At 53.8% G+C, this 682-nt stretch carries 1 protein-coding gene; it reads right to left on the reverse strand.

All coding sequences use genetic code 11. The annotated features are described in order from the left end of the window. On the reverse strand, positions 1-682 hold a 682-nt coding region (locus tag AOA59_RS25655), incomplete at both ends, for an immunoglobulin-like domain-containing protein (protein ID WP_143522813.1).

The raw sequence follows: 682 nt of genomic DNA on the forward strand, positions 1-682 counted from the left end.
CCGTTGTTATAGACGTCATTGGCTGGAGTGTTAAACACGGTCGAGCCGACAGTTTCACCGGCCTTGATCGTGATGGTCTGGCCGTTGCTCAACGTTACGGTGACGTCGGTCTGCGCCTTGTTAGTCAAGGCCGCGGTGTAGGTGATGTCGCCGCCTTCAACTACAGAGGCTTTATCAGCACTCAGAGAAACCGTGGTGTTGTCGATCGAGTCGGTAATCGAAGTGACGGCCGCTTTTGGATCGGTAACCAGGTTCTCAAAGTTGCCGCCTTCGGTTTTGGCGATAGTGGTGCTGACCGTGCTGCCGTTGTTATAGACGTCGTTGGCTGGTGTGTTGAACACAGTCGAGCCTGTGGTCTCACCGGCTTTAATAGTGATCGTCTGACCGTTCGAGAGCGTCACGGTAACGTCGGTTTGCGCCTTGTTAGTCAAGGTCGCGGTGTAAGTGATATCGCCGCCTTCAACTACCGACGCTTTATCAGTAGTCAGCGAAACCGTGGTGTTGTCGATCGAGTCGGTGATGGCTGTTTCAGCTGCCTTCGGATCGGTAACCAGATTCTCAAAGTTACCGCCTTCGGTTTTGGCGATCGTAGTGCTGACCGTGCTGCCGTTGTTATAGACGTCGTTGGCTGGGGTGTTGAACACAGTCGAGCCTGTGGTCTCACCGGCTTTAATAGTGAGAG

Source organism: Pseudomonas sp. 2822-15 (genome assembly GCF_002742515.1).
Lineage (GTDB): Bacteria > Pseudomonadota > Gammaproteobacteria > Pseudomonadales > Pseudomonadaceae > Aquipseudomonas > Aquipseudomonas salomonii.